General features: G+C 63.2%; 17 protein-coding genes. 7 read left to right on the top strand and 10 right to left on the bottom strand.

What is annotated here, in order from left to right; all coding sequences use genetic code 11:
- The first annotated feature begins 234 nt into the window (after nucleotides 1-234).
- Complete coding sequence (locus tag BUS12_RS30200; protein ID WP_074301012.1) at nucleotides 235-1,512, top strand: sensor domain-containing phosphodiesterase; 1,278 nt, start codon at nucleotides 235-237, stop codon at nucleotides 1,510-1,512.
- 98 nt (nucleotides 1,513-1,610) lie between these two features.
- Here the strand turns inward: BUS12_RS30200 and BUS12_RS30195 are convergent, their stop codons facing one another.
- The 7 genes from BUS12_RS30195 to BUS12_RS30165 all read right to left on the bottom strand — a co-directional run bounded on the left by BUS12_RS30195 (nucleotide 1,611) and on the right by BUS12_RS30165 (nucleotide 10,424).
- Entirely contained in the window at nucleotides 1,611-5,204 is a 3,594-nt protein-coding gene (locus BUS12_RS30195; RefSeq protein ID WP_074301011.1) for an indolepyruvate ferredoxin oxidoreductase family protein, read from the bottom strand.
- A 183-nt stretch (nucleotides 5,205-5,387) separates the two neighbouring features.
- Nucleotides 5,388-6,404 carry an ion channel gene (locus BUS12_RS30190; RefSeq protein WP_074301010.1) on the bottom strand — a complete coding sequence of 339 codons (1,017 nt, stop codon included), beginning with the start codon at nucleotides 6,402-6,404 and terminating at the stop codon, nucleotides 5,388-5,390.
- 162 nt (nucleotides 6,405-6,566) lie between these two features.
- Nucleotides 6,567-6,812 (bottom strand): hypothetical protein, encoded by a 246-nt coding sequence (locus tag BUS12_RS30185; RefSeq protein WP_074301009.1) that lies wholly within the window; start codon nucleotides 6,810-6,812, stop codon nucleotides 6,567-6,569.
- Nucleotides 6,813-6,888: 76 nt separating this feature from the next.
- The gene (locus tag BUS12_RS30180; RefSeq protein ID WP_074301008.1) at nucleotides 6,889-7,110 is read right to left on the bottom strand and encodes a hypothetical protein; all 222 of its coding nucleotides are present in this window, start codon (nucleotides 7,108-7,110) and stop codon (nucleotides 6,889-6,891) included.
- A 112-nt stretch (nucleotides 7,111-7,222) separates the two neighbouring features.
- Entirely contained in the window at nucleotides 7,223-8,134 is a 912-nt protein-coding gene (locus tag BUS12_RS30175) for a carbohydrate kinase family protein (RefSeq protein ID WP_074301007.1), read from the bottom strand.
- Nucleotides 8,135-8,139: 5 nt separating this feature from the next.
- A complete protein-coding gene (locus BUS12_RS30170) occupies nucleotides 8,140-9,432 on the bottom strand; it encodes an AGE family epimerase/isomerase (RefSeq protein ID WP_074301006.1) in 1,293 nt (430 codons plus the stop codon).
- Nucleotides 9,429-10,424 (bottom strand): LacI family DNA-binding transcriptional regulator, encoded by a 996-nt coding sequence (locus tag BUS12_RS30165; protein ID WP_074301005.1) that lies wholly within the window; start codon nucleotides 10,422-10,424, stop codon nucleotides 9,429-9,431. Before BUS12_RS30165 ends, BUS12_RS30170 begins: the two co-directional genes overlap by 4 nt.
- Before the next feature lie 400 nt (nucleotides 10,425-10,824).
- On the opposite strand from BUS12_RS30165, the gene BUS12_RS30160 reads away from it, so the two are divergent.
- The 6 genes from BUS12_RS30160 (at nucleotide 10,825) to BUS12_RS30140 (ending at nucleotide 16,566) form a co-directional block, all read left to right on the top strand.
- Nucleotides 10,825-11,142, top strand: a complete 318-nt coding sequence (locus BUS12_RS30160; RefSeq protein ID WP_083640670.1) for an RHS repeat domain-containing protein — start codon at nucleotides 10,825-10,827, stop codon at nucleotides 11,140-11,142.
- A 50-nt stretch (nucleotides 11,143-11,192) separates the two neighbouring features.
- Complete coding sequence (locus BUS12_RS30155; RefSeq protein WP_083640669.1) at nucleotides 11,193-14,846, top strand: RHS repeat-associated core domain-containing protein; 3,654 nt, start codon at nucleotides 11,193-11,195, stop codon at nucleotides 14,844-14,846.
- Nucleotides 14,847-14,861: 15 nt separating this feature from the next.
- Nucleotides 14,862-15,257, top strand: a complete 396-nt coding sequence (locus BUS12_RS30150) for a hypothetical protein (RefSeq protein ID WP_074301003.1) — start codon at nucleotides 14,862-14,864, stop codon at nucleotides 15,255-15,257.
- A 77-nt stretch (nucleotides 15,258-15,334) separates the two neighbouring features.
- Nucleotides 15,335-15,475: an RHS repeat-associated core domain-containing protein gene (locus BUS12_RS39845; RefSeq protein ID WP_143788497.1), complete on the top strand. Its 141-nt coding sequence runs from the start codon at nucleotides 15,335-15,337 to the stop codon at nucleotides 15,473-15,475.
- A 447-nt stretch (nucleotides 15,476-15,922) separates the two neighbouring features.
- The gene (locus BUS12_RS38460; RefSeq protein ID WP_143788496.1) at nucleotides 15,923-16,240 is read left to right on the top strand and encodes a hypothetical protein; all 318 of its coding nucleotides are present in this window, start codon (nucleotides 15,923-15,925) and stop codon (nucleotides 16,238-16,240) included.
- On the top strand, nucleotides 16,237-16,566 hold the full coding sequence (locus BUS12_RS30140; RefSeq protein WP_074301002.1) for a hypothetical protein: 330 nt from the start codon (nucleotides 16,237-16,239) through the stop codon (nucleotides 16,564-16,566). Before BUS12_RS38460 ends, BUS12_RS30140 begins: the two co-directional genes overlap by 4 nt.
- A gap of 239 nt (nucleotides 16,567-16,805) precedes the next feature.
- On the opposite strand, the gene tnpC is transcribed toward BUS12_RS30140, so the two are convergent.
- The 3 genes from tnpC to tnpA are packed head-to-tail and all read right to left on the bottom strand — an operon-like array spanning nucleotide 16,806 to nucleotide 19,180.
- Nucleotides 16,806-18,374, bottom strand: a complete 1,569-nt coding sequence (gene tnpC / locus BUS12_RS30135; RefSeq protein ID WP_074294020.1) for an IS66 family transposase — start codon at nucleotides 18,372-18,374, stop codon at nucleotides 16,806-16,808.
- Between the two features lie 30 nt (nucleotides 18,375-18,404).
- Nucleotides 18,405-18,749, bottom strand: coding sequence for an IS66 family insertion sequence element accessory protein TnpB (gene tnpB, locus BUS12_RS30130; protein WP_074294021.1), 345 nt, complete (start codon nucleotides 18,747-18,749; stop codon nucleotides 18,405-18,407).
- Nucleotides 18,746-19,180, bottom strand: a complete 435-nt coding sequence (gene tnpA / locus BUS12_RS30125) for an IS66-like element accessory protein TnpA (RefSeq protein WP_171991578.1) — start codon at nucleotides 19,178-19,180, stop codon at nucleotides 18,746-18,748. Before tnpA ends, tnpB begins: the two co-directional genes overlap by 4 nt.
- Nucleotides 19,181-19,188: the final 8 nt, after the last annotated feature.

The raw sequence follows: 19,188 nt of genomic DNA, 5'->3' as shown, positions 1-19,188 counted from the left end.
CTCCCCAATAGCCTTTGCCGGCTAAGGGTCATGCACCCAGGTGGTGCATCGCGCGCCCGGACGCGAGGCACGTAGCTACTGGCGGTGCAGCCGGGCATGCAAACTTCATTGGAATGTGCGGCTGCGTGCGCACGGAGCTTGCTTAAGGAGTGGCGATGACGCACATTTTGAGAAACGGCGCCGTGGTTGTTTGCCTCCGCACGAACCGGCCCTGATCTCGCGTGAGAGGAATGCATGACGATTGCGCAACAGGAAAGGACGACCGCCGCACCGCACGGCTTCGAGGTGAGTGTGACTTCGGGGCTGGAGCGGTATTCGGTGCGGCATGGCGAGCTGGAGCTGACGAGCGTGTTTCAGCCGATCTTCAGTTTGTCGCACATGCGCGCGGTCGGTTACGAGGGTTTGCTGCGGGCCCACGACGCGCTCGACCGGCCTGTGTCGCCGCTCGACGTCTTCGGCCAGGCCGCCCGGCTCGGCGACGTGCTGCAGGTGGACCGGTTGGCTCAGGCGCTGCACCTGGAGAATTTCAAGGTGCTCGGCGCCGAGAAGGAGTGGCTGTTTCTGAACGTCCATCCGGGGGCGTTGACCGATCCGTATCACGCCGCTGCGCTACTCGCGAATCTGCGGCGGCTGGATCTGTCGCCGCGACGCATCGTGCTCGAGGTGCTGGAACAGCGCGCGGAAGATCTGGAGCGTCTCGCGGACGCCGTGCGCAAGTTCCGCGAACTCGGCTTCCTGATTGCGCTTGACGATTTTGGCGCGGGACATTCGAACGTCGAACGGATCTGGCAACTGAATCCGGACATCGTGAAACTCGACCGCATCATGCTCTCGCATGCCGCCCATCGCGCCGACATGGCGACGATCCTGCCGGGTCTGGTCGCGCTGCTGCACGAAGCGGGCAAGCTGGTGCTGATCGAAGGCGTGGAGACCGAACATGAGGCGCAGATGGCGCTCGCCTGCGACGCCGACTTCGTGCAGGGCTTTTTCTTCGGCCGGCCGAATCCGGGCGCCGCGGACAGCGTGCAAGCGGTGACCTGCATCAGCGAAGTCACGGAGCGTTATCGCGACCAGGCAGAGGCTCGCGAGCGGCGCAATGCGAGCCGGCTGGCGCCGTATGTCCGCGCGTTCGAACGCGCGGCGGAACGGCTCGCCGCCGGTGAGCCGCTCGATGAAGTGTGCTGGAACTTCCTCGCGCTCGATCACGCGGCGCGCTGCTTCCTGCTGGATGCGAAGGGTCGTCAGGCGGGCCGCAACGTGGTGCTGCGGGCGGATCGCGCGGCGCATGAGACGCGCTTTTTGCCGCTCGCCGATGCGCAGGGGGCCAACTGGCTGCGTCGACCGTATTTTCGGGCGGCGATCAATGCGCCGGAGCGGGTGCATGTGACCCGGCCGTATCTGTCGATCAACGAGGCGTTGCCGTGCGTGACGTTGTCGGTGGTGACGCATGTCGGTGAACAGACCTGCGTCTTGTGCGGGGACATTGATTGGGTGGATGAAGAGCGGTTTTGAAAACGGGCCATGCAGGTGGGGGTCTGTCGGCTTGAGTCAGAAAGTGCCGTGCACCGCTGCGAATGAATCCTCTGCGCAGCGGCGCGCGCTTCACACGCTTACTTCGCCACCACCACCGGAATCCCCCGCAAGGTCCCGGCGCCCTTCGCTTCCTCCAACGCTTGCTTAACCGCCGCGCCCGTCGCCGCTGCGATCTGCAGACGCGCAGCCAAATCCCGTTCGCTGCGCTTCACGCCGGCCAGATTTGCCAGCTTCACATGCCCATAGCCACGCACGCGGGCATGCAGATCCGCCAGCTTGACGATCTCTTCAACGTTGCCCGCATCGAGCTTCGCCAACGCCTGTTGCAGGGTCACTTCGTAGTCGTCGGCCAGTTCGCGTTCCATGCGGCGTTCGAGCGTGCGGCCAAACGGATCGAGCATCGTGCCGCGTAGTCCGCGGAACTTCGCCATGGTGCCGAGCAGCGGCCACAGCCATTGACCGAAGGTCTTCTTCACCGGTGTCGCGCCATGCTTCGGACGCGACAAGGTCGGCGGCGCGAGATTGAACTTCACGCCGAAGTCCTTGCCCGCCACGCCTTCGAATTGCGCTTCGAGCGAGGCGCGGAACGCGCTGTCCGTATGCAGGCGCGCCACTTCGTATTCATCCTTCACCGCCAGCAGCCGGTAGAACGTCGTCGCCACCGCACGCGTCAGGCGCTCACCTGACGAAGCACCGCCGATACCCGCCTCGGCCCGCCGCGCGGCATCCACCAGCGTACGATAGCGCTTCACGTACCGCTCGCCGCCATACACCGCCAGGCGCGTTTCGCGATGCGCGATCAGTTCGTCCAGCGTATCGATACGCAGCGGCTGTTGCGCCGCATGCCGTTCCTGCCACAGCGCTTCGAGCGCCGCCGGATCAGCCGCGGCAAGACGGCCCACCGAAAACGCCAGTTGATTCATCTGCACAGCAACGTTGTTCAGTTCGATCGCACGCATCATCGCGCCGAACGACACCGGCACGAGACCCAACTGCCATGCAAAGCCGAGCATCAGGATGTTGGCGCCGATCGTGTCGCCGAGGAACCGCGTCGCGAGCGCTTGCGCATCGCAGCTCGACATGCGTTCTTCACCCGCCGCGTGACGCATCTTGTCGATCAGCGCATCCGCGTGCAGGTTCGCGTCCGGGTTCTGCACGAAGGTCGCGTTCGGAATCGCATGCGTATTCACGACAATCCGCGTACGGCCATGACGCACCGTTTGCAGCGCGTCGGAACTCGCGCCCACCACCATGTCGCATGCGAGCAGCACGTCGGCCTGCTGCGTGTCGATACGCACCTGGTTGAGCCATTCGTCGCGCGCGGCGAAGCGCACGAACGACAGCACGGAGCCGCCCTTCTGCGCAAAACCCATGAAGTCGAGTACCGACGCGCTCTTGCCTTCCAGATGCGCGGCCATGCTGATCAGCGCGCCCACCGTCACGACGCCCGTGCCGCCGACGCCCGTGACCAGAATGTCGTACGGCGCGGCATCGAGTTGCGTGGCCGGCACCGGCAACGCGTCGACGCGGGCAGCCAGCGCGGCGGCATCGAAGGCGGCGCCGGCGGCCTTCTTGAGCTTGCCGCCTTCGATCGTCACGAAGCTCGGGCAAAAGCCGTTCACGCAGGAGAAGTCCTTGTTGCACGACGACTGGTCGATGCGGCGTTTGCGGCCCAGCGCGGTCTCAACCGGTTCGACGGACAGGCAGTTCGACTGCACGCCGCAATCGCCGCATCCTTCGCAGACCTCTTCGTTGATAAAGAGGCGCTTGTCCGGATCGGGGAATTCACCTTTCTTCCTGCGACGACGTTTCTCGGCCGCGCAGGTCTGGTCGTAGATCAGCACGGTGACGCCGTCGATATCGCGCAGCACGCGCTGCACGGCATCGAGTTCGCTGCGATGGTGGAAGGTGGTGCCTTGCGGAAACAGCCCATGATGGCCGTCGTATTTTTCGGGCTCGTCGCTGACCACCACGAAACGCGAGACGCCTTCGGCTTCCACCTGACGCGCAATCTGCGGCACCGAGATGCTGCCGTCGACCGGCTGGCCGCCCGTCATCGCCACGGCGTCGTTATAGAGAATCTTGTAGGTGATGGTGGCCTTCGCCGCCACCGCCTGGCGGATCGCCAGAATGCCCGAGTGAAAGTAGGTGCCGTCGCCGAGGTTCTGAAACACGTGACGCGTCTTCGTGAACATCGAATGCGAAGCCCAGTCCACGCCTTCGCCGCCCATCTGGATCAGCCCGGTCGTATCGCGCTCCATCCACGAGGCCATAAAGTGGCAGCCAATGCCGGCTTGCGCAATCGAGCCTTCGGGGACTTTCGTCGAGGTGTTGTGCGGGCAGCCGGAGCAGAAGTACGGCGTGCGCTTGACTGCGTCGGCGGCATTCGAAAGGATTTGCGGCGCCACCAGATCGACCACGCGTTCGCGGCGATCGAGCGCGGGCTTGTGCCGCGCGAGCCAGTTGGCGAACACCGGCAGGATGCGCGAAGGCCGCAACTCGCCAAGCGACGACAGCAGCAACGAGCCATCCTCGGCGTACTTGCCCACCACGACAGGACGTGCGCCGTCGCGACGGTTGTACAGGTAGTCCTTGATCTGCTGCTCGATGACCGGGCCTTTCTCCTCGATCACCAGCACTTCCGAAAGGCCTTCGACGAACCTGTCGATGCGTGTCATCTCCAGTGGGAACGACAGCCCGACCTTGTAGATACGCACGCCGGCCGCGTCGAGATCGGCGACGGTGAGGTCGAGGCGGCGCAGTGCTTCCATCAGATCCAGATGCGCCTTGCCGCAGGTGACGATGCCGACGTTCGCCTGCGGACTCGGCGCAATCCATTTGTCGATGCTGTTGCTGCGCGCGAAATGGCGCACGGCGTCGAGCTTGGCGGCGAGCCGCGCCTCGATGGTGAGGCTCGGCAGATCGGGCCAGCGGTTATGCAGACCGCCGGCGGGTTCCTGGTAGTCTTGCGGATCCGTCCACTGCGTTTGCAATGCATCGAGGTCGACGGTCGAGCCGGATTCGACCGTCTCCGAAATCGCCTTGTAGCCGACCCAGGCGCCCGAGAAGCGCGACAGCGCCCAGCCGTACAGGCCGAACTCCAGCATGTCGGCGACGTTCGACGGATTCACCACCGGCATATGCCAGGCCATCATCGCGAAGTCGCTCTGATGCGGCATCGACGACGACACGCAGCCGTGGTCGTCACCCGCCACCACCAGCACGCCACCATGCTTCGACGAACCGTAGGCGTTGCCGTGCTTGAGCGCGTCGCCGGCGCGGTCCACGCCCGGGCCTTTGCCGTACCACATTGCAAACACACCTTCGACGGTGCGCTCCGGGTCCGACTCGACCCGCTGCGTGCCGAGCACCGCGGTGCCGCCCAGCTCCTCGTTGATCGCGGGCAGGAAGCGGATATCGCTCGCCGCGAGCAGCTTCTTCGCCTTCCACAACTGCTGGTCGACCATGCCGAGCGGCGAGCCGCGATAGCCGCTGATGAAGCCGGCGGTGTTCATGTCGCGCGCCTTGTCGAGCGCGCGTTGCATCAACACGAGACGTACCAGTGCCTGCGTGCCGGTCAGGAAAATGCGGCCGCGGGTGGCGGTGAGGTTATCGGACAGCTTGTAATCGGCGAGGGCGGGCGTGCCGTCGACAGGCAGGCGAGCGGTCATGGTAAGTCTCCGTTTTTATGCGTTCGCGCGAAGTGGATGGGGACCATAAAGGCTTCGCGTCGAAAGAGACTCTATTTTTTAGCGCCGATTAGAGATTATTTTTGCTTGTTTCCGGCTTTGTTGCCCGAAAGGAGTGAAGTACTCCGCGAATTCGCGCGGTTTTGAGATAGATCTGCCGGTGGCTCAGGCGCCCGGCACCGCATGCGGGTCCATCTGGGCGGCCGGGACGGACGGCGCCAGCGGTTCCAGCGGTTCTATTTCGTCGAAGTGGATGTAGTCGATATGGCTTACGCCGTCTTCCTCGCGGAGCAGGTCGACGTATTTGTGTTGCCAGCGGATGCTATCCGCTTCCCAGGTGTGACGCGCCTGCATGGTCTGCGCGGTCTCTTCGTCGGCGCCTTCGATGGAGATCAGCAAGGACGCTTCGCGCGCCTTCATCGACTCGGCCGTTTCGCCGAAAAGCGGGCTGGTCTCGTCGATGATGTGCATCAGGGTCCAGCTAAACAGAAACGCCGGATGCTGGTCGCGTACGAGCGTCAGGTCGTAGAGCTTGCGCAGCCGGTAGCCTTCGGCCGACGTTTCGACGCGCATCATGCGCATCCTGCCGTGGGCCTCGGCGATCATATTCTGGCGGCCATTCGCCGCGCGGGCCTGCAGCGTCATGTGGCCGTCGATTGGCCGGATTACCGCGTAACGGGAAAACATGATTTTGGCGCGCGGCCGCGAGAAGCGCGCGAAGATCAGGCCGGTCGCCAACGCGATGCCCGACATGCCGACGAAGATTTCGAGCGTGGCGATCCAGTGAGCGTAGACCGTCTGCGGATGCATGTCGCCGTAGCCGACCGTCGCGAGCGTTTCGACGCTGAAGAAAAACGCACCGCCGAAGCCTTTGGGAAACTGATTCGCAATCGGTGCCGTGCCGAGCATATAGAGCGAGGCAAACGTCGCGTTGAGCAGCAGGAACATCAGCGCGAGCGACACGAAGAACGTGGGCCACTTGATCGTCAATGCACTGTGGTAAATATCCTGCCAGAAACGGATCGGCATGCCGTGCGCAATGATCGTGCGCGAACCGAAAGGGATCTCGCGGCTGCCGCGCGGCAGGCGCTTGCGTGAAGATGCCGTTGCGTCCGCGCCGGCAGCGCGGGTGCCCGTTTCGGCGCCGGCGCCGGGTGTGCGGTCTGACGTGTCGGTGGCCATTGCGTGTTCTTCAGCGTGAAAACGCGCAAAGCGTAGCACGCCGCACGACGCGCTTTTACGGATTTTCGCTGCGGGTCGAGGTGCCGCAAAGCGAACGTTCGCATGGCTCGCACATCGCACGTCTCGCGCGGCGCGCAGTCCGCCGCGTGCGAACTCACGCCATCACGGAAACGTTCGTGGCTTCGGAATGCCGGCGCCGTGTTCGATATCCGCGACCGCCTGCCGGTGCGCCGTATCGACGGCTTCGGTTTCGCTCGCGTAACCGCTGTCGCCGCCCACCGTGGTCCACGCCTGCACTGCGCGGTCGAGCTGGCGGATTTCGTACTCCGCATCCCAGCGCGCGCCTTGCAGTTCGAGGGGACGCACGTGAATCGAGTACACGCCATAGGGGAAGTGCTGTTCAGCCATCTTCGCCTCCATCCGCTGGGGTCGGGACAAGCGCCACGCAGCGGGAATACGCCGGCGCGCGCGGCGCCGGGTCTGCCTAGAATTCGATCTCGCCGAGGATGCGATGGGCTAACGCTTTCGCTTCCTCGAGCGCTTCTTCCTCGGAGGCCGAGGTGGCCTCGACTTCATAGAGCGTGTCTTCCAGCTCGCCGCCTTCGTCGCGCGAGAGCGTGACCACGCCGCGATATGCTCCGCCGTCTACCGGACGCGCCGTGGCGGTGGCCGTGTAGAGTCCTTTGGTATAGGTGACGTCCTCCATGATGCTTCTCCAGCAAGGGGGAGATTCCATCGTAGCACGCCGATTTCGGACTCACCGGCCTTCCTGCGAGCGCCGCGCACTCCTTTGCTCACCCCTCTCGCCCGGCGCCTCGTCACCCCTCCAGCAACGCCACCACTTCGTCCAGCGACGGGGAGTGCGCGCCCGCATGCCGGCATGCCGCAGCGCCCGCTGCCAGCGCGAACGCAAGATGCTCCTGCCACGTGCGCTGCGGCGCCGTCATCAGACTGAACAGGAAGCCGCCGATCGATGCATCCCCCGCGCCGACCGTATCGGCCACTTCGACGCGCGGCGGCTGTGCCTCGATGATCGTATCTCCGTCGAACAGCGTGGCCTTTTCCGCGCCACGCGTGACCAGCACCATCGCCTTGGGATTCATGGCGCGCAACTCGGCAAGCGCCTCGGCTTCGCTGCCTTTGAAGAGCAGGCGCAGATCCTCGTCGGAGACCTTGATCAGGTCGGCGAGTGCGGCCATCTTGCGCAGCGTCGGCTCGTAGCCGTGCGCCATCAGATTGCGGTAATTCGGGTCGAAGCTGATCTTGACGCCGCGCGCGCGCAGTTCCGCGGCCAGCGCCGCGAGCGTGTCGCCGAGCGGCTGACGCACGAGACTGATGCAGCCGAAGTGCGCCCACTTCGCCTGGTTCATCCAGCCTTCCGGCAGCTTGGCGGGATCGAAGGCGAGGTCGGCGCCGTTCTCGCCCATGAAGAAGTACGCAGGCGGATGCGTCTGATGGACGATCGCAAGCAGCGGCGGCCGTTCGACGCGCTGCATGAAGCGCATGTCGAGACCCGCGGCGACGCTGGCGTTCCACAGTTCGTCGGAGAAGTTGTCGGTGCCGAGCGAGCCGACGCAGGCGGTCGGCAGACCGAGGCGCGCGACCGCACGGGCGACGTTCCAGCCGGCGCCGCCGGGGCGCGACAGCCATTGCGAATCGCCGGTGCGCACGAGGTCGGTCAGGATGTCGCCGGGCGAGACGAAGAGGGGAAATTCAGTCGTGGCGCTCATGGTGCTCACCGTGCGGAGTCGTTCGTTGTGGAGGGCGTGTGCGGCAGTGCATGCATCAGCACTTCGTAGCATGCGCCCATCGTGTGGTAATCGGTCTTGCCGGCTGGGCTTTTTTCGTCGCTGTACTTGCGATTGTCGCAGGTCAGGATGCGGTACCACGCGCCGTACTTGTGGTCGACGAAATGCGTCCAGCTATAGCGCCAGATCTCGTCGTACCAGTCCCAGAAACGTTCGTTGCCGGTGCGCTTGCCGAGCAGCGCGGCGGTCGCGAAGGTTTCGGCTTGCACCCAGAAATACTTGTCGTGATCGCAGACCGTGCCGTCCGGGCCGAAGCCGTAGTAGAGGCCGCCGTGGTCGTCGTCCCAGGCGTGCGTCATGGCCGCGTCGAACAGTTCGATGGCGCGCGGCAGCAGCCAGGGCAGCGGACGATGCCGCTCGAGGATCAGCAGCAGCTTGGCCCATTCGGTCTGATGACCTGGCTGGAAGCCCCACGGACGGAAGATGTTCGAACTGTCTTCCTCGTTGTAGTGCCAGTCCACCGACCAGTCAGCGTGGAAATGCTCCCACACGAGGCCTTGCGAGAGCTTTGCCTGGCGCAGCGTGATGTTCGACGCCACCCGTTCCGCGCGATCCAGATACACCAGATGGCCGGTCGCCTCGTAGGCGGCGAGCAGCGCCTCGGTGGTGTGCATGTTGGCGTTCTGGCCGCGGTACGAACTCACGCGCCAGTCGGGCGTCGCTTCGTCGGCATAGAGACCGGCGGCGGCGTCCCAGAAGCGGTGTTCCATCAGCTCGAAGGTGGCGCCGATCATCGGCTTCGCTTCTTCGATGCCGGCCATCGCGGCGTGCGAATACGCCAGTAGCACGAAGGCGAGACCGTAGCAATGGCGGGTGGCGTCGAGCACGTGCTTGCTGCCGTCGCGCCAGTCGAGTTCCCAGTCGTAGCCTTTGAGTTCCGCGTCCCAGTGTGCGTCGCGCAGGAAATTCAGGCCGTGGCGCGCGTACTCCAGATGCTGCGGATCGCCGAACTCGCGGTACGCCATCGCGTAGTTGAACACGTAGCGGCAACTGCTGACGAGATGGCGCGTCGTGCGGTTATAGATCGAACCGTCGTCGCGGAAGAAGTGGTAGAAACCGCCGCTCGGGTCGAACACGTTCGGCGCGTAGAAGCGCAAGGTGTCCTGGATATGCGCGAGCAGGAAGTCGCGCTCGCGGAAGCTGGCGACCGCAGGCGTCGCGGGTGTTGCGGACGAGGGGGCGCCGGCGTGGGCAGGCTGAAGCGTATCGGATTGCGTCATGGCTTTTTCACCGAGGTACTGGCACGGGCAATGAGATGAACGGGCAGGTGGACTTCGCGTTCGGCAGGCGACTCCTCGAGCAGCAGCTCGACGCCGCGCCGGCCGAGCGCTTCCTTGTCGACGGAGATTGTCGACAGCGGCGGCGTGGCGTGGGCGGCGGCGGGGATGTCGTCGAAACCGATGATCGCGATGTCCTGCGGAACGCGCAGGCCGCGCGCAAGGCAGACGCGCAGCGCGGCGAGCGCGGCGGCGTCGTTGTAGGCAAATACGGCATCGGGACGCTGGCCGGTGGCGCCGGCCATGTCGAGCAGCCGCTGCATGGCGAGCGCGGCGCCGGTATCGGGGTCGAGCCCGGCGTCGATGGTCACTTCGAGCGACGGATCGAACAGCAGGCCGGCTTCGAAGAACGCCCGGCGGTAGCCGAGCGCGCGCTGCGCAATGCTGAAATGCGCGAGCGAACCGCCGATGAAGGCGATGCGCTTGTGCTGGTGGGCGAACAGATGCTGCATCGCGAGAGCGGCGCCGGCGGCGTTGTCGAGATTCACCGAGCGCAGGCCGGGCGCCCACAGGTCGATCAGCACCAGCGGACGCTGCATGGCGACCAGCGTGGTGAGCGTCTCGGGCTCGACGAAGCCGGCGATCGCAACCGCGTCGGGCGCATGCAGGCGCATCTGCTGGATCACGTCTTCCGTGGGGCCTGCGGTGAGCACAGAAGGCACGATGCCGCGTTCGCGGCACGCGTCTTCGACGCCGTGCAGGACATGCGAGAAGAACGGACTGGCCGCGAAATTGTTGTGCTGGCGATGCAGCAGAAAGGTGAGCCGGCGGATGCGCGGGCGCAACTGGGCGTGATCGTAGCCGAGCTGGCGCGCGGCCTCGACGACCCGCAGGCGGGTGGCGTCGGAGAGGCCTGGCTGGTTCTTCAGCGCGCGGGAGACGGTGCCGATCGACACGCTGGCGGCGCGGGCGACATCGCGGATGGTTGTGGCCATCTGGGTGGGCGGCGAGCGCTCGGCTGACCGCGGGTTAGTTGATTTTCGGGGATTGTATAGTAAAACCGGTTGGAAAGTCCCTCGGGTGGTGGGATTTGATACGCGTAAATACCCGTATGTATGGGTTAAATACAGTTTTATTGTGTTTAGTAAAATTCACTAAACAGGGTGATGGGGTGCGGTGACGGACTTGGTGTAGCTGTCACTCAGATTTGCGATGACTGATGCTGACTGTGGTGATGTCGCCAGATGCCCACATCGGCGATGCGTTGAAGTTTTGCGTTGGCGTGCGGATTCTCCTACGCAATCTCAGGGCAGCCTGATACCGAGTCGAATCGGTATTCGATATCTTTCAGAATTATTCAGTAAACCTTACTGTTGATTCTTGGGGGAGATATTGATGGCTGCTGTCTGCGCCCGCGTCCGGGCTGCTTCTGCGTTATCCGGCTGTGCTAAAGCGAGTGTCGTTCAGGGGCTGGCCGGTGGATTCGCCGCGGTGTGCGTGCTGCTGTTTTCTTCGCTCTCCCATGCTGACGACATCACTTATGGCTACGACGCCGTGGGGCGTCTGACCTTGGTGACGGTGTCGGGCAACACCGCGTATTACGACTACGACGCGGCCGGCAATATCACCGCGATTCGCCGGCAGGAGAGTGTCGCTGCCACGCGTGCGGATGATGCGTCGAATGCCACCGCCAGCCAGGCCGCGGCGCGTTGAGCCGGCTGGCCCGCGTGTTTCTTTCCCGCATCTGATCTGTCAGGTTTTCCATGCGAACTGTTCACGTTGCTGCCGCGCGGCGGCAGTCCCTGCAGCGTCCGTTCCTGCTGCTGCTGTTTGTCTTGCTGTCGTGGTTTGCCGCACCGCACGCGCATGCCGTCGACTGCCCGTCGAAGTACATTGCTGCGGGCGCTTATCCCGCCGATCCGGCGTGCCCGCTTAAGGCATCGACGGCCGATTTCGGTGGAATGGGCGGGTACGTCTGCGGTGACCCCGGTGAGATCGCGTCGTACTGCAGCGGGCCGTCCGCCGGCGCGACGGTTGAACCGGTCTCGCCGGATGAGAGCGTGGTCATCGACGGTGATGGCGTGGACGGCAACGCCGGCGGCGCGGGCGGCTGCGGTGGCGGCGATGCGACGGCGGGTTGCGGCAGCAGCACGTCGGGCGGGGATCCGGTCCGGCTGTACACAGGCCAGTTCCACCTCGTTGCCCATGACCTGCATGTTGCGGATCCGGCAGGCGCGCTCGATCTCGCACGGGTCTACCGCAGCAGCGCCTATGACACCTCGGGCAGACCGATGGCGGGTGCCTTCGGCATCGGAGCGACGTTTAACTACGACAGCTACCTGACGGTGGCCGCTGCGGATGCCAATGGCGCGCGGCAGCTTATCCAGCTTTACCTGTCGAGTGGCATTCACGTGCCGTTCGCGCTGCGGACCGGCACCACCTCAACGTGGGACGACCTGACGAGCCCCGGCGACTACTATCGCGCCAGCATCACCGGCAGTGGCACCACGAAAGTGCTCACGCTGCGCGATGGGCGCGTGCGGCAGTTCACGATGATCGCCGGCCTGTACCGCCTGACCCGTGTGCAGGACCGCAACGGCAACACTGTGGTGATCGCCCGCGACAGCAGGACGGGCGCGGTCACGGGCATCACCAGCCCAGGCGGGCGCGCACTGGCATTTACGTCCATCACGGGTAGCCGCGGCACGCCGCTGGTGTCGCGCGTGACCGATCCACTGAACCGGCAGGTCGCCTATCAGTACGACAGTCAGGACCGTCTCACCCAGATGACCGACGCCGGTGGTGGCGTATGGAAGTACGGCTGGGACACGAAGAGCCGTCTCGTCAGCGTGACGGACCCGGAAGGCAACCCGCAGGTGGTCAACACCTACGACGACAGCGACCGGGTGGTGGCGCAGACGCTGGCTGACGGCAGCACGTTCGCGATGGCGTACACGGTCTCGGGCGGCAAGGTCACCCAGACGGAAGTGACGGACCGGCGCGGCAGCGTGCGCCGTCTGGAGTTCGATGCGAACGGGCGGGTGGTGCGCAACACGTACCCGGCCGGCCAGCCGATCCAGCAGGTGCAGACCTTCACGTACGACGCGAATGGCCGTACGACGAACCTCACGTCGATGGACCGCCAGTACACCTACGGCTACGACGCGAACGGTAACCGGACCAGCGAGGCGGACCAGTCCGGCACGCTGGTTACGCGCAGCTTCGACAGCTACAGCCAGTTGCTCACCGAAGCGCAGGCGGGCGACCCCCAGCGTGGTGTGAGCACCGTCTATACGTACGACGCGAAGGGCAACCTGCTGACGGCGACTGACCGTGCCGGCAACCGCACGACGTTCACGAATGACAGCCAGGGCCGCCCGCTGACGGTGACCGATGCGCTCAGGGGCGTGACGAAGTACGCCTACGCCGGGCCGGATCTGGCGAGCGTCACCGACCCGCTGAACCGGACCACGCAGTTCACGACCGATGCGGCAGGCCGGGTGACGGCGGTACAGGACCCGCTGGGCAACACGACGCGGCGCACGCTCGACGCGCTGGACCGTACCACCGACGTCACCGACGCACTGGGCGGTGTGACCCGCTTCACGTGGGACCGCAATGGGCACCTGCTTGCCGGGGCCGATCCGAAGGGCGTCACGACGCGCTACACGTATAACGCGATCGGGCGCCCGGTGAGCAAAAGCGATCCACTGGGCCACAGCGAGACCTACACGTGGAACAGCGCCGGAGAACTGGCGACGGTGACCGACCGCAAGGGGCAGGTGAGGACGTACATCTACGACGCGGCGGGCCAGCTGGCGGCGGTCTACTTCTCCAGCAGTGCGGGTGCGAAGCCGAACCGCTCGTGGAGCTACGGCAGGGATGCGTCCGGCCGGCTGCAACTGGGTACGGACGCGGACGACGGCCAGGCCCCCACGGCGACGTACCGCTACTACGACAGCGTGACGGGCTACCTCAACGGCTGGTTCGACCACGCGAGCCAGCAGGGCACGGTGTGGCTGCGCTATGCGCCGGACAGCCGCGACCTGTCGCGCATGGAGATGAGCGATGCGACGGTGGACTACAGCCGCGATGCGGAGCACCGGATCACGCAGATCCAGTACCAGCTCAACCACGACGTGCGCACGTTCAGCTACGGCTACGACGCGCTCGGGCGGCGCAGCCACGCGACGCTGGCCAATGGCATCACGGCGGACTACGCGTGGGATGCGGCCAGCCAGCTGACGGGCATCACGTACAGGCGCGCGGACGGCAGCGTGCTGGGCGAGCTGACGTATGGCTATGACGCGGCGGGGCGTCGCACGAGGGCAGGCGGGAGCCTGGCGAAGGTGGACCTGCCGCAGGCGGTGAGCGACGCGCAGTACAACGGCGCGAACCAGCTCACGCGCTGGGCGGGCATGGCCTACACCTACGACCTGAACGGCAGTCTCGCGAGCGACGGGGCGAACCAGTACAGCTGGAACGCGCAGGGCCTGCTGGGACAGATCAGCGGTGCGGTGACGGCGAGCTTCAGCTATGACATGTCCGGGCGTCGCCGGGACCAGACGGTCAATGGCCACCGGATACAGTCGTTCTGGATTGGCGACGAGCTGAGCTTCACGATTCCGGATAACGACTGGTCAAGGCGGATTCGCGTGTTCTCGCCGTACCCGGAGGGTGGACTGGATGAGCTGACGTACCGGCGGGTTGGGGATGATGCGGGTGGGGATCGGTATGTGTTGCGCGATGCGAATAACAATGTGATTGCGCTGACCGATGCGAACCAGCAGAGCCAGACGCAGTACAGGTACCAGCCGTATGGGGTGACGACGCTGGCGGGTGCCGCGGATGTGAATTCGCAGCAGTACACCGGGCGGGAGAATGATGGGACGGGGGTGTATTACTATCGGAACCGGTATTACAGTCCGCAAACCGGGAGATTCATCAGTGAAGACCCGACCGGCTGGGCGAGTGGGCAGACGAACGCGTATGCTTATGTGGGCGGCAATCCCGTTTCGTATCGCGATTCGCGTGGCACCAATCCGCTTGCAGGTGTTATAGCAGGAGGCGAGGCTGGGTCTACCCTCGGGCCGGCGGGCACAATAGCGGGCGGGATTATCGGGGGGATCATTGGCGGCATTGTTGCCGGTGATGTTCTCGGCCCGATGTTCAGCGACGGTGATGATCCTGTTGTTTATCCAGACAATCCGGGCAGTGCGAAAGATAAGTTTCAGCCAATTACCGGCACTCCCGGGAAACTGTGCCCAAGTGACGGTTCCGTTTGGGAGAAGGACACTGCCGGGCACGGCAACCGAGACGGTGATGGTCCGCAATGGAAGCGCTGGCCGGACAAGAAGGCATGGGAAAGCGGGAAGAAGCCCCAGAGCATCTGGCCCGACGGACGCATTCGGAAATAGTGGACGGAGAGAAGTATGTCACTTAGGTTTAACGATCTACTTGCACGAGCGCTTTTGGAGTGGCCGGACGAGATCGATTTGAGCGCGTTGCTTCATAGGGATGCCGAATCGGGGCGTTATTCGGTTGCCGGGCTCTATGACACGGCCGATATCCGGGAGGCTCGGTATATTGGCACTGATGAAGAAATCGTGATGCGGAATCTGCATAACGCTATCTTTGGCGTGCTGCACGATGTAGCTAAATATATGACGCATACCCGGCTTTCGTATTTGAGATCTGAAGCCGTTCGCCTCGAGTTCGAAGGACACCTAAAGGCTTGCATGGAAATGCCAGACTTGGGATATCCACCAGCCGCTATCGAGCTAGGCAGGTGTTACTTCACCGAGAACGGCGAATGTGGTGGAGGCTAGTCTGTAAGCTGCCATCCTTTGTCTAACCTTGATTAAGCCGAGCACCCAGCTTTGGGGGTGTCGCCAGTCAAACGCAAGTGTGTGCAACAAATGCAGTTACGACGCGCCCGTCCGACTGTGAACGATGTCGTGCCGCTGCAGTACCGTTGTACTACTATCGCAACCGGTATTACAGTCCGCAAACCGGGCGGTTCATCAGCGAGGATCCGATCGGCTGAGCGAGTGGGCAAACGAATGCGTATGCTTATGTGGGGGGAACCCGGTGCAGCTTACTGATCCGTCCGGATTGCAGGCAATGGGCGTTCCTGTTCCTGCTGGTCCGCCAGGTAGCGGGTATGGGCCAAGCAGGCCGTCTTGGGTTGCGCCGTTACCTGGTCCACAAGGAGTTAGCAACTGATGGAACAAACTCCGCGATAGTTGGTCAGGGCCGACCTTTGCGAAGCCTAAGCCAGGCTCGAAACCTAAGGGATGCACTGCAGGTACGAGGCCGATTGATACGATGGGATTTGATAAGGATCCTGTGCACGGAATCAAAGACGGTGTAGGGGCGGGTCCAAGGGATTGGACAGGAATAGCACCCAATGGTGATGTGATTACGGGTGATTCAAATGGCGATGCCGTGAATTACGGTGATTACAAGGTCTATGTGCCATAGGTGAACAGGTATGAATTCATTTCGCTTTACTGTATCCCTTCGATTTTTTAGCAAAAATGTCGATCCGCAAGAAATCTGTGATCAACTTCGCATGAAACCAAAATGGATGCACAAGATTGGTGATCAGAGGACGAGCGCCAAAGGGCTGCCTATTGCAGGACATTATGACCTCAGCTACTGCACGTTCCCGCTGGTTCGCCAGGGTGCGGAAGAGTTAAGCGAGATGAGTGAGCAGTACTTCGCTGAAACCTTGAGCAGCGCTGCTAGTGGAGTGACCGTACGCTCCTCGCGTGCATCGTTATCCCATGGAACAACGAATCAATCATGACCAACGACAACTCACAACTCCCCGACTTCGACGAAGCGCTAGCCGCGGCTGTGATCGGAAAAAGTGTGCTTGTTGGTCTCACCTATGTGAATCGCGACAACGAGACTACCGGCGTGGAACAATTTCACGGTGAGGTTGTGCGCGCAAACTCGCAAGCCGGGATTGTCTTGCGTTTGAGCGGCGGCGGGGCGGAGTTCGCTCTGCCTCCGGACTTTTCGCACGTTGAACCTGCTCCGCCGGGAGACTATCGACTCAGGTCGTCTGGAGAGGTCGTCAAGAATCCGAATTTTCTTTGCACCTACGTTATTCATTCGGATCGCAAATGACCGGCTTGCTGTGCAACCATCGTGTCTTCAGCTGTGGTTGATGCACAACTACATCGTAAATTCCAAAAGCGCAACGTGCGATGCTCAAAGCATCGTGAAGACCAGATGAGACTAAGAGCCGACTACGATCACACGTATCGATATGTTCGCAAGAATGAACGAGCATTGTAAGCGGCTCACGTGGGCCGTTCGTCCACGCGCGTGCACGTGAGGCATGATGGTGATCCGGACTTGGACTGTCAGGTAGCGGGTGTCGGCGGACTGGCTGGCGTGTGCAGCTTGTCGGCCACGCGCCACGGCAGAAGCTCGTCGATGCGATTGATTTTATGGTCAGCGATGTGAGCTAGCACATAGTTCAGGTAAGCGCGCGGATCAATGTCGTTGAGGGCGCACGTGCCAATCAATGAGTACATCGCAGCAGCACGTTCACCACCGCTGTCGGAACCGGCAAACAGGAAATTCTTCCGACCCAGGCTTACACAACGCAACGCGTTTTCCGCGATGTTATTGTCGATCTCGAGCGTGCCGTCTTCGCAATATAGCGTCAGGGCGCGCCACTGGTTAAGCGAGTAGTTGATCGCCTTGGCAGTGTCGGACTTCGACGACAATGTTTCGAGCCTGGCCTTGAGCCACGCTTCATAGATTTGAAGCAGTGGCCTGGCTTTCTCCTGCCGTATTTGTAGCCGTTCGGCCGCAGGCTTGCCGCGAATGGAGGCCTCGATGTCGTATAGCGCGCCAATGTATTCAAGCGCTTTTTGCGTCGTGTCGGACGGCGTGCGCACGTGGATGTCGTAGAACTTTCTCCTCGCGTGAGCATGACATGCCGCTTCCAGTACAGAGCCACCCAGGAACAGCTCATCGAAGCCCGCGTAAGCGTCCGCTTGCAGGGTCCCCCTGAAGCCGGCGAGATGAGTCTGAGGGTGGATGCCCTGTCTGTTCGGCGAGTATGCGAACCATACCGCAGCGGGTTGCGTCGACCCCGAGCGACGATCGTCGCGCACATAGACCCATAGCCGACCGGTGCGGGTCTTCCTGTTGCCCGGTGAGAGCACCGGGATCGGTGTGTCGTCCGCATGCAGCTTGGCGGCCGACACCGTATAGCGGCGCAGCGCCTCAATCAGCGGCGCGCACAACGCTTCGCATTGGCCGACCCAGCGACCCATGCTGGCCCGGTCGAGCGTCACGCCGTCGCGCGCCGCGATCGCCGATTGCCGATACAACGGCTGGTGGTCTGCGTATTTCGAAACGAGGATATCCGCCAGCAAGCTTGGATGGGCGATGCTCCGCTCGATCGGAAGGCCGGGCATGGGTGGCTGCCTGATGGTGCTGCAGCATGGGCAAACGAATTTGCGCCGGATCGTGCGAACGACTTTGAACGCCGCTGCGACCCGGGCGAGTTGCTCGGACACGTCCTCACCGAGCACCTGCATCTGTTGACCGCAGTCCGGGCAACTCGATTCGGGCTCGAGCACATGATCCACACGCGCGAGGTGCGCAGCCAGCGCTTGCCTCGAAGCCGCTTCGTCCATCGTTGCATTGGAGGAGGAAGCGTTTGCGCCTCGAGCTTGCGCTCGCTCCACGTCTGCAACGCCGCGTCCGGCGGCCAGATCCTCGAGTTGGGTCTCGAGGGTCTCGATCTGCCGCTGCAACTGTTCGGACTTGCGGCCGAACTGCATGCGTCGAAGTTTGTCGATCTGCGCCTTAAGCTGCTCGATCTCGACATCGCGTTCAGCAAGCAGACTACGGGCCTCGACCAGCAAGGCCTTCAACAATTCGACATCGTCTGGAAGATCGGCGCCGTTCGACATACGCCGTAGTTTACGAGTCCGCGGCGCGGTTTACAACATCGATAACGCGGCGGTACGACGGGGCTGTCGCCAATCGATGCCCTCGAGAAGCATTGACAGTTGTGCTGAACTCAGATGGACCTTCCCGCCGTCGGCCTGGGGCCAGATAAAACGGCCCCGCTCAAGCCGCTTCGCGAGAAGCCAGATTCCGTCCTCCGTTGCCCAGAGGATTTTTACGAGGTCGCCCCGGCGGCCCCGGAAGATGTAGACGTTGCCTCCCAGCGGATTCTCTTCAAGCGCCGTTTGTACCTTTGCGGCCAGTCCCTGGAACCCACATCGCATATCGGTCACGCCTGCAGCGATCCAGATGCGCGTACCAACCGGCAGAGAGATCATGATCGCAGACTGCCCAGCACGGTACGCAGCATGTCAGCGTCGACCAGGCCGTCTACCTTAACCATCGCACGGCCGATGCGGATCTCGATCGTGCCCCCAGGAGACGCCGGCTTCATATCTGGCGCTTGCGGAACCCCCGAAGATGACGCAACGACCTGCGTCAGCGCGTCACTCAGCAGTACGACCGGGAGGAGGCTGGTAGACGGAGCTTGCTGCTCGGCGAGATATCGCCGCCGCCAGGTGTACAGCATGTTCGCGTTGATGCCATTCTCACGGGCCAGTCTCGCGACCGAGACGCCCGGCTCACACGCTGCTGCCGCCAGCCGGTCCCGAAGCTCCCGTGGGTAATTCGGACGGCCTGCTCGACTTCCATGCTTCTTCTCTGGAGACTCTGACAAAGTGGTGTCCATCAAATCGAAAATGATGGACATCACTTTGC

Origin of the sequence: Paraburkholderia phenazinium (assembly GCF_900142845.1) — a bacterium.
Lineage (GTDB): Bacteria > Pseudomonadota > Gammaproteobacteria > Burkholderiales > Burkholderiaceae > Paraburkholderia > Paraburkholderia phenazinium_A.
This window is presented reverse-complemented; position numbering and strand designations above follow the sequence as displayed.